9 protein-coding genes and 1 pseudogene are annotated in these 9,935 nt (G+C 49.0%); all 10 read left to right on the forward strand.

The features are described from left to right. Window positions 1-112 precede the first annotated feature (112 nt). The 10 genes and pseudogenes from ACQ4N7_RS29480 to ACQ4N7_RS29525 all read left to right on the forward strand — a co-directional run bounded on the left by ACQ4N7_RS29480 (window position 113) and on the right by ACQ4N7_RS29525 (window position 9,125). A complete protein-coding gene (locus ACQ4N7_RS29480; protein ID WP_430715000.1) occupies window positions 113-730 on the forward strand; it encodes a hypothetical protein in 618 nt (205 codons plus the stop codon). Then, the gene (drmB, locus tag ACQ4N7_RS29485) at window positions 727-2,532 is read left to right on the forward strand and encodes a DrmB family protein (protein ID WP_430715001.1); all 1,806 of its coding nucleotides are present in this window, start codon (window positions 727-729) and stop codon (window positions 2,530-2,532) included. Before ACQ4N7_RS29480 ends, drmB begins: the two co-directional genes overlap by 4 nt. Window positions 2,533-2,594: 62 nt before the next feature. Continuing rightward, complete coding sequence (locus tag ACQ4N7_RS29490; protein WP_430715002.1) at window positions 2,595-3,086, forward strand: hypothetical protein; 492 nt, start codon at window positions 2,595-2,597, stop codon at window positions 3,084-3,086. Window positions 3,087-3,162: 76 nt separating this feature from the next. After that, complete coding sequence (locus ACQ4N7_RS29495) at window positions 3,163-3,915, forward strand: IS1 family transposase (RefSeq protein ID WP_430711796.1); 753 nt, start codon at window positions 3,163-3,165, stop codon at window positions 3,913-3,915. A gap of 101 nt (window positions 3,916-4,016) precedes the next feature. Next, window positions 4,017-4,265: a phospholipase D-like domain-containing protein gene (locus ACQ4N7_RS29500; RefSeq protein ID WP_430715003.1), complete on the forward strand. Its 249-nt coding sequence runs from the start codon at window positions 4,017-4,019 to the stop codon at window positions 4,263-4,265. 78 nt (window positions 4,266-4,343) lie between these two features. Then, window positions 4,344-4,570, forward strand: a pseudogene (locus ACQ4N7_RS29505) (IS1 family transposase); the annotation flags it as partial. A 35-nt stretch (window positions 4,571-4,605) separates the two neighbouring features. After that, window positions 4,606-6,246 carry an SAVED domain-containing protein gene (locus ACQ4N7_RS29510; protein ID WP_430715004.1) on the forward strand — a complete coding sequence of 547 codons (1,641 nt, stop codon included), beginning with the start codon at window positions 4,606-4,608 and terminating at the stop codon, window positions 6,244-6,246. 93 nt (window positions 6,247-6,339) lie between these two features. After that, window positions 6,340-7,338: a CBASS oligonucleotide cyclase gene (locus ACQ4N7_RS29515; RefSeq protein WP_430715005.1), complete on the forward strand. Its 999-nt coding sequence runs from the start codon at window positions 6,340-6,342 to the stop codon at window positions 7,336-7,338. Between the two features lie 3 nt (window positions 7,339-7,341). Beyond that, window positions 7,342-7,860, forward strand: coding sequence for a hypothetical protein (locus tag ACQ4N7_RS29520; protein ID WP_430715006.1), 519 nt, complete (start codon window positions 7,342-7,344; stop codon window positions 7,858-7,860). Further along, window positions 7,857-9,125, forward strand: a complete 1,269-nt coding sequence (locus ACQ4N7_RS29525) for an AAA family ATPase (protein WP_430715007.1) — start codon at window positions 7,857-7,859, stop codon at window positions 9,123-9,125. Before ACQ4N7_RS29520 ends, ACQ4N7_RS29525 begins: the two co-directional genes overlap by 4 nt. Window positions 9,126-9,935: the final 810 nt, after the last annotated feature.

Below are 9,935 nucleotides of genomic sequence, written 5' to 3' on the forward strand. Positions count from 1 at the left end.
CAGCGTTCATGGTTTTGAGTGGTATCTAAGCTTAGAACGCTGGCTCCCCCTTCTCCCTTCCAATCTCCGAAACTACCGCACAGTAGGGCACCCAGCGACCTGGACTCAGCTTTTGTCAGTCAACCAGATCCAGGCCACATCTCGGGTGGGGCGTACTTTTCCGGGTCTGGTGATTACTGTTTACAACTGGGCACGCCCTCGGGATCTCTCCCATTACGAGCGGTTTGAGCACTACCATGGCACCTTCTACCAAAACGTAGAGGCTCTCTCGGTCACGCCCTTTGCCCCTGGGGCGACCTATCGAGGGCTGTTTGCCCTTTTGGTGTCCTTAATTCGTCTTGCTGGGGAAGAGTTTAACGGTAACGATAGAGCCCTAGCTCTAGAGCGTAATCACCCCTACGTCCAGGCAGCGGTCGAGGCCATTGTCCACCGGGCTGGCCTAGTCGCCGATGCTCAAACTGCGCAGAACATTCGTCGTGAGCTGGAATCAAAATTAGATGATTGGCTATCTAAAGCCCGCACCATTGGCGGGGCCAAGCTGAAGTACCAGGTCAAATCCAAAGACGGTACGACCCTCAATCTGCTGGTACCTGCTGGACGGGGGAAATGGGAATTTTCTACCTGTCTCAATTCTCTCCGTAACGTAGAGCCCACCATCAACCTGGTGCTGACCGACCAGGCTCCCGACGACGACTTCCGCACCCCTCAGCCCTATATCGAGCCGTCATGACTGCATCCCCATACCGCCACCGCGTCGGCGAGCTGCGTCCCAGCCAGATTTTGTTTACCTATGGCATTGGTGCGATCGCAGATTTGCCCAACCTTTCGACCATGGTGATGGGTCTAGAAGGGTGGGACAAAACTCGCACCCTGGAACTCAACGAAGAACGCCTGCTGGCCGCTGTGCGCCAGGAGTTGGGTAGTCAGGTCAAAGACTTGCGATCGCCCCCAATGCCCCCGGATCCAGATGGCAGCTTTGATCCCTTCGACGAGGCAGCCCGAATCGGCATTCCCGTCTCTCCGTTTCCGACATGGATGGTGTGCCCTCGGTGCCGCCTGCTGGCCCCTCTACAGTCGAAATTGTTTGAGCTGAAAACAAATCCCTATCGCCCCACTGAAGCTCGCTATGTCCACAAAAATTGCCCCAAGGCCAAAAAGCCGCCTGCCGTTATTCCGTCCCGTTTTCTAGTCGCCTGTGAGCATGGCCACTTAGACGATTTTCCCTGGCATTATTTCGTTCACCGGGGGCCATCAGACTGCCAGGGATCCCTGCGGTTCGAGGAGTATGGCGTTACTGGAGCCGCCACCGATATCATGGTGCGCTGCGATGGCTGTGAGGCCAAAGCCCGTCGCTTATCAGAGGCTTTTGGTGAATCGGGCAAACAGACCATGCCCCGCTGCCGAGGACGCCACCCCCACATTCGCAGCTTTGACGAAGAGTGCTCCCAACAAATGCGGGGCATGCTGCTGGGAGCGTCTAACGGCTGGTTCGGCATCACCCTATCGGCGCTTTCCATTCCTATCGCCTCTAATAAGCTGACCCAGCTGGTGCAAGACAACTGGGTCATCCTCGGTAAGGCAACCAGTCTAGAAACTCTTCAGGTGCTTTTGTCGGCCCTGCAAGCCACCGGCCAGCTTCAAGAATTCGCTAAATATTCCGCCGAGGATATCTGGGGAACCATCGAGGCCATTCAGCAGGGCCAAGAAGAAACCGATGCTCAAGACTTGAAGACTCCCGAATGGGAGGTCTTTTCCCTTTCAGTTGCGACCCAGAACACGACTGAATTTCAGCTGCGTCCGGCAGCACCGCCGGTCGGCTACGAAACCTACTTCGACAAGATTGTCTTGGTGGAGCGCCTGCGTGAGGTGAGAGCACTGGTTGGGTTTACCCGGATTCAGTCTCCCGGCGACTTTGACGATACGGGCAACATTCCCTCAGAGTTTCGAGCCCCCATTAGCCGCAATGACCCACTCTGGGTTCCAGCTACCGAAGTAAAAGGAGAGGGCATATTTTTGCAGTTTGAGGAGAACTACCTACAGTCGTGGGAAAAGCAGCCCCAGGTGTTTGAGCGGGGGCAACGCACCCGCGAGGCTCAAAAGCAGTGGCTACGGACTCGCAACCTTGACCCCGCCAAGATCCCCTTTCCGGGCATGCGCTACATGCTGATGCATTCCTTTGCCCATGCCCTGATGCGACAGTTGGCCATTGAATGCGGCTACAACGCTGCCAGTCTACGGGAAAGAATCTATTCCAAAAGACCGGAGGATGACAACGGCCCCCAGGCAGGCGTTTTAATCTACACCGCTGCCCCAGACAGCGAAGGTACCCTGGGCGGGTTGGTCAGTCTTGGGGAACCCAAAACCCTGGGATACCACATCACCCAGGCGCTGGCGGGCATGCGTCTTTGTGCCTCTGACCCGCTCTGTGCTGAGCATAAACCCCACCAGGGCACTCCCTCCCTCATTGGGCAGCCTGTCATGCCTGCTTATTTAGTCCTGAAACCTCCTGTGAACGGGGAAACAAGTATTTAGATCGCTCCCTCTTGGTGGCGACCTTTGCTGACAAAACCCTAGCCTTTTTCCAGAACTGATCGGTGTTGTCTCCCCTGCTCGACAAAATTCACCGTGCCGTTGGCCTGCTGCCAGCGCCCCTGCTGAGGGATTTTTCAAGCCGCTTGGCCGAAGCCAATTCTCCCTATAGTGAGGTTCTGGCCAATATCATTCTCCAATCCGTCCACAATCCTCGACTGCGGCGGAGTGTTCAAGATGTGCTGAATGCTTGGCGAGACGATAGGTCGCTAAACTGGGGGAGTAGGGAGCTGGCGGCAGCCATTACCAGTGCAGCCTATGCCATGCAAGCTAGCCAGCGAGAACTAGCGGTCGATCTGGTGTGGACTGGGCCAAGCACCTCTAGCCTGGCGATTCGGCGTACAGACCAGGTTCTGCTTCAGCTGATTCAAGACTGTCACCACGATTTGACCCTGATTAGCTTTGCTATTTACAAGGTGCCGGATATTGTCCAGGCGCTCACGGTCGCCTTGGATAGGGGCATTCAACTGCGCATTCTGGCAGAGGTAGTGGATTAATGTAAAGGATAGAGAGAAATAAGGTAACGCCGTTGCACTTCTAGATTCTGGGGGAGTAGGCTCCATGACAATCGAGATGACCTGTCCAACCTGTGGGTCTCACGACATCTCCAAGAACGGCACTACCCGGCGTGGTAAACAAAACTACAAGTGCCGAGACTGCAACCGCCAGTTCGTCGAAGATCCCCAGTGGAAGCCGAAAGACAAGGATACTCGGGCCTTCGTTAATCTACTGCTGTTGGAGAAAATTCCATTAGCCGGTATCGCCAGGGTCACCGATGTCTCGGATAGCTGGCTCCAGACCTATGTCAACGCATGTTATGACGCCGTGTCCAAAGCGGCAGCGGTCGTCCCCAAGGCCAAAGGCAAGCTCAAGGTGCAGATGGATGAGCTCTGGTCTTTTGTCGACAATAAAGGCAACAAGCAGTGGGTCTGGGTGGCGATCGATGCTGATACCCGAGAGATCATCGGCTGTCATATCGGAGATCGCTCTCGGGAATCAGCGATTGCCCTATGGCAGTCCATCCCGGCGGTATATCGACAGTGTGCCAAGGTCTACACCGATTACTGGGAGGCCTACGTCACCGTGATTCCGAGCAAACGGCATGTTGCCGTCGGCAAAGACAGTGGCTTGACGAGCTACATCGAACGCCTGAACAACACCTTGAGGCAGCGGATTTCCCGGCTAGTGAGAAAGACGCTGTCCTTTTCCAAAAAGCTAGAGAATCACATTGGTGCGATTTGGACGTTCATCCACGACTACAATCGCCAAGTTAGAGAGAAGCTGGCAGAACGGGAATCGCCTACGTTTTCCTCTGTCCTTTACTAAAATGCACTACCCTGGCAGAGACCCCAGAGTCAGGAGATGGCAAGATTGCCTACGGATTGCAAGCCACCTTTGGGCGCGACATTCTCCAGAGAGCACAGGTCTTGGTATGGCCCAAGGAAAAACGCCCCGTTGGTGCAGACGGTCGATATGGATCGCTACATGTTAAAGGAGCGATCGTAGATGACCATCGACTCTTCATCAGTAGCGCCAACCTGACAGAATATGCCCTTTCCCTAAACATGGAATTGGGGGTGTTAATCCAAAGCGAGGCCTTGGTTACCCAACTTAAAGGGCAGCTCGAAAGTATGGTGCGGGAGAAGGTAATTGTTCCATTGCGATCGCCAACCTAATTATTCAGAGCCATAAATAAATAGATGCTTTCTCTAGACTGCTAATTGCGCAGCAAATATTTGAGCAAGGTATTCATCGATCAGATTATCTCTAAAACGGACATGATTCGGATTGAAGGCAAAACACACGATTGCGACACTACCTAACTTGACTGCACCGCAAGATACTTTGCTATTCTAAGTCCGTAGAAAAGCTGGCTCACCCTGTCCGATCAATACTTAACTACCTCAAGCTCGGCGATGTCCCAGTTCCTCTAGATTCATCCCTTAATTCAGCAGCGCCGAATGTCTGTCAAGCTGGTTAGAATTTAATTCAAAAGGGTCTTACCTTATTGCGATTATGCAAACATACCTCGTTGACATTGCTATTGTGACGGCTCTCAAAATTGAGCGTGACGCGGTGTTGAGCCGTCTTGATGAATACGAGGTTATCAAAGAGGATTTTGAGCCACAGGTGTATTACCGGGGTTCCATCAAAATTCCAGGAACAAATGAGTGTTACACAATAGTGGTAACACTGCTACTAGATATGGGAAATGATGAAGCCGCTACTGCCACAACTCGATTGCTACAACGCTGGCAACCTGCAAATTTGTTTATGGTAGGGATTGCTGGCGGGGTACGCGACAAGGTTGAACTGGGTGATGTAGTTGTCGCAAAATTCGTCTTCTATTACGAACCAGCAAAGTTGACTGCAGCAGGTGAGCAGCATCGTTCAGAACAATTTCCAACTGACACATTACTCCGCAGCCGTGCTTACTTCTATGAAGCAGCTGAGTGGAAATCTAAAATTGCCGTTGTACGACCAGGGACTCGTCAACTTAAAGATACATTACCCAATGTTCATTTTGAACCGATTGCAAGCGGTGAAAAAGTTATCGCTGATTTAGAAACACTCCCCCAACTTTTGCAGGCATGTCCCAAGCTTGCAGCCGTAGCAATGGAGGGCGCAGGGGTAGCACGAGCAGCAAGGAGCCACAACACTCCGCCTCGTTTTGTAGAGATTAGAGGGATTTGTGATTTTGCTGATCCTGATAAAAATGATGACTGGCATTGTTATGCTGCCAATGCCGCCGCCGCATTTACTATCGGGCTATTACATGATCGCCCTGTACCTCCTCTCAATACAGAGCGACTTTTGAATAAGTCAGAGAAGCCACTACTAATAATTTGTGCTCAGTCTTTACCTAACCGAGTGATTGCCCCAGATGAAATTTTGAGCGGACTAAATGATGACCTTAAAGGCCGGACAAGAGAGAGGGTCTCATTAGATTTTACTCCCCTAGTAAAAGGTGGGATCTTCACTGATCTGACACCTGCGATTCAACAACTAACGGATCCTCAAGGAGTGTTCGCTACCACGATCGCTCGTTCTCACGAAGCTGACCTTGTTTTTCACGGGTTGGCACATATTCCATTATTGGTATTGATGGGTCATTTAATCAGCGATCGTGTACCCGTAAAGTTTTATGACTTTCATCCCAGTCCTGGTTCTGATACCTGGGCGTGGCCTAATAAAGAACAGAATTTTCCACCGATGGAAGTTTACGGGCTTCCTGGTTCCCGCTCTTGGCCAGCGAAGGACGTTGTTCTTCGTGTTTCAGTTAGCTACAAAGTTTTATCTGACCAAGCTCTTACAGCTGCTCCATCAGGAGCAATTGAAATTGATTTGACGGTTGTTCCTGAGCCTGTACGTGGTGTCGTTCAAAGTGAGGAGCAAGTACGAGAGTACGGGCGGGTATTTCGACGGACGTTAGATTGGATTGCTCAAAACCTGCCAGCAGGTCAGAGGGTTCATCTTTTCTACGCAGGTCCGGTAGCCCTTGCCTTTCACTTGGGGCAACAAATCTCGGAAAACATCCATCCACCAGTGACTGTATGGAATTATCACCGGGGATATGATTGGGCAATCGATTTAGAGAAAGCATACATTGGGGAAGAATGTGTTGTTCAACCACCGTCAGGTTATGACCAGATGTAGGAGTCATCTATGCTTTGTTTTCAGACTCTGTATGTGGCGGTTTTAGTTTTTTTGTACTAAGATCGACGCAAATTCTCCTGAAGATCAGATTTTATGACTATCGTTGGCAGGTTCAACAGGTTTGTCAAAAATATCCGTCCTACCAATGACCACATAGATAAGGCGAACCGACAAACTGACTACATGGTAGAGCAGCTCAAGGGGAAAGTGGCTGCAAACGGCACGTTCAAGTTGGAGAAGGTTCTAAAAGCTGGCTCAAATGCCAAATTTACCTCTCTGCGTCGAACAGCAGACAATATATTTGACGTTGACCTTGCTGCTTACTATTCTGGCACGGAGGCAACGTCGAAGGATTTAAACAAGCTCTTAGATTTCACCTGTGAACGGCTTCGCGAAATCTATCCTAATAAACCCAAAGGGGATTTTGAAGCCCTAAAAAGTGCTGTTCGAGTTAAGTTTCGCAGTGGGATTAAGCTTAATGTGGATGTAGCACCAATCATCCGAGACGACTCGTTAGGTCTGGAGAACGGAGGATGGCTTCCACGTTCAGATGGGTGGCGGCTAACCTCTGTGACCTGTCATAACGAGTTCATCAGTAGCCGAACAGCCAAAAGCAATGAAGTATCTGGGCCAGTTAAGTTTAATCGACTCGTGCGGTTAATGAAGTGGTGGAACAACCGCCAAGAGGATTTAGCACAGCCTTCTATTTTTTGTGATCTAATAACGGCTGCTGCCTTTGATGCTTATGGTGTTACCAGCGAGTGGCAAAGTAGTTTGCGACAAATCTTCTCCTTTCTGCTCAAACATCAATTTCTTGAACCAATTGTTTTTGAAGACTACCACGATACAAGTGGATTGGTCTTTCCATCAGGTCAAGTCGTCATTATGGATTCTGTAAATCTGGAGAATAATATCACTAAGGATTGGACAGAAGGGACTCGGTTGAGTTACCTGGAAAGAGTACAGGATGCTTATGACTGGATGATGGAAGCCAAAAGTTATGAATTGGATGGAGATGAGGAGGGTGCTGTAGATATGTGGTGTCAAGTTTTTGGGACTGAATTTCGAGCTCTGTCTGAAGGAGAAGACTAGTTAATGTCGTCTAGTTACACACGTTCTACTACCCAAACCAGTACTCAAAGTAAGGTCATTCATGTCACTCGTAAAGTGCAGGCAGACCTGCTAGCAATTTTGGATCATTATGGCTATTTCTCAGAAGACTATGCCCAGAAGCTAATTAACGACATCAGGGTGTTTATTGATGAGGAAGCAATTGAACAGGTTAAGTTCACTTGGACACGCTTAGGAAGCAATGTTGTTGTGGAGGAACTCGATTACAAGGTTGTTTGGGGCGATATAGGTTTGGCTGACGATCGCTCCGGTAGTATTCGTTATCGATTTGACCTGACCACAGCTAAATTTCAAGTACGTACTAATTACAGCGATCGCTGGCGAAGAATGCCTGAAGACCAGAAGAAATTAATTCGAGAGGATCTGAAGTTGCAATGGAAACCAGCAAACCGACTGGATTACACCGGTGGTCAATGGTCAGCTGAACGGAGTTATTCAAAGGATGGTTTAGGTTTGAACCGCAGTCGCTTTACCAGATTATGACAGACACTCCTGTTTATTTAGTTAGCACAGATGGAGCACCCCTAGGCAAATTACGTGCCAGTGTCTTAGAAATTGTTGCCGAAGCAGAACAGGTGGCACGCTCCAAGAATTTGGCTAAACGAGCTGCCTTACCAGCTTTTCTTAATAATTATTTGGAAAGAGAGGGTTATCAAGTTGCCCCGGATGAATTAAAAAGAGTGATCGCAGAATTCAATCAAGTTTGTCGAGGGGAAGCTCTTTCCGAAATCCAGATAATCTGTACGTCTGAACAGCCACCATCTTCTGCAAACAACTTTGACGAACAACTTTTCAAACAACCTATCAGTATGAGAGCAGGCCAAACAAAACCTCAAGTTCAGCAGTTCTTCGAGGTGGAACGGGTATATCCCAATGAAACAGCTAAAAGTCTTTACGAGAGTTTGATAGGACTTGACGAACACAAGACACGATTGTTGGTTGAATTGGAAATGCTGCTTTATCCGCAACGGATAGAAGCATGGAGCCGTGAACATCACCAAGGACATGTACTGCATCTCTGCAAGCAACTGCATAACCGCACACCCTTAATTCTTCTAGAGGGCGATGTTGGAACAGGGAAAACAGTACTGGCGGAAACAATCGGAGATGCTCTAGCACGGCAAATTGGAAGCAAAGCAAAAGTACATCTCCTGAAAATCAACTCACAAGTGCGGGGGACGGGTTTGGTCGGTGAGATGAGCGACTTAATTGTACAGGCTTTTGCTCAGGCGGAAGCGCGGGCTGCCTCACTAAAAGAACCACTGCTACTTTTGTTGGATGAAGCAGATGCCCTTGCTGCTCGACGAGACACCCAGCAAATGCACCATGAGGATAAAGCTGGGTTGAACACTCTGCTGCAACGGCTTGATAATTTGCGTTTAACAGGTTTAGCGATCGCAGTCATTTTTATCACCAATCGCCCAGACGCGCTTGATCCTGCTATTCGCCGACGTGCTGCCCTCGATCTCTTTTTTGAGCGTCCTGCGGATGAAGTGCGGGCAGATATCATCCGGAGATACTTACCAGAATTAGAGTGGAAAGAGGAGCAAATTGCCAAACTTGTGCATTTGACAGGTTCACAAGAGCCAAAGAATGAAGGCATTTCATTTACAGCTTCAGATCTAACCAATCGACTATTTATGGGAGCACTTCGAGAAGCTTTCAGCCAGCAACGGGAACTCAAAGTAGAGGATCTCTTACAACAGGCAGGTCATCTCATGCCTACTCCAAAGATGGGAACCATTTAGGTTCATTTTGCAGGGCTTCAAGGTGTTTATAGATAACCTGGCCAAAAAGTACAATTGCTCTATAGCAATCCTGCGTGAATCGTGAAAAACCGTAGGGCAGGCGGGACGCCTGCACGGGCATGTTGCCCATCCCACCTGCATGAATCAATTCGGATTGCTATAGCACAATCCCTATTTAGCAATAACGGCATTCGTGACGTCATATCAATCTATACGGCCTAAAACGATTAAAGATGCAATTCATTGCCATTTGTCCCACATTCCGCAGATTGACAAATAGCTTTCTGTGTGTGCTTATGGAAAACCAGTGTTTAACATCGAATCCTCGCTCTTTTAGCCTCTGAGTCAATAATCACGAAATGTTTCGAATAATTTCGTTGCCTGCAAAGAATGTTTTGTCGATTTTTACTGGGATCCTTGCCTACTCTACTTTCTAGCCTTTTACAGTTTGCATGTACATGAAAAAATAAAAGTCAACCTGCAGAATGTCGGATTTATCTTTCAGATTCATCTACTAGCAATGATTTTTAGAATTCCCATTTCAAGATGATTATTGAGAATTCTTTTTGCCAAAAGAAGCTGAAATGACATAAATTCCTTAAATGGGAGTGTTCAGAAATTGCACTTAATAGGGCAAAAAATCCTAATTTCTCATCCCTAGGATTGAGATTCACACAAAATTCGGCACTGGTCTGTTAACAGGAGATACTTTGAAACCCTCTCAGGCAGAGGAGTTCCTGGGTGGATAGCAAGCGATTGCACAAGCCGATCGCCATGGCCGGAGTCGTCGGTTTGCCCAGTCCCCCATGA

It is taken from the genome of Nodosilinea sp. AN01ver1, assembly GCF_050565655.1.
GTDB lineage: Bacteria > Cyanobacteriota > Cyanobacteriia > Phormidesmidales > Phormidesmidaceae > Nodosilinea.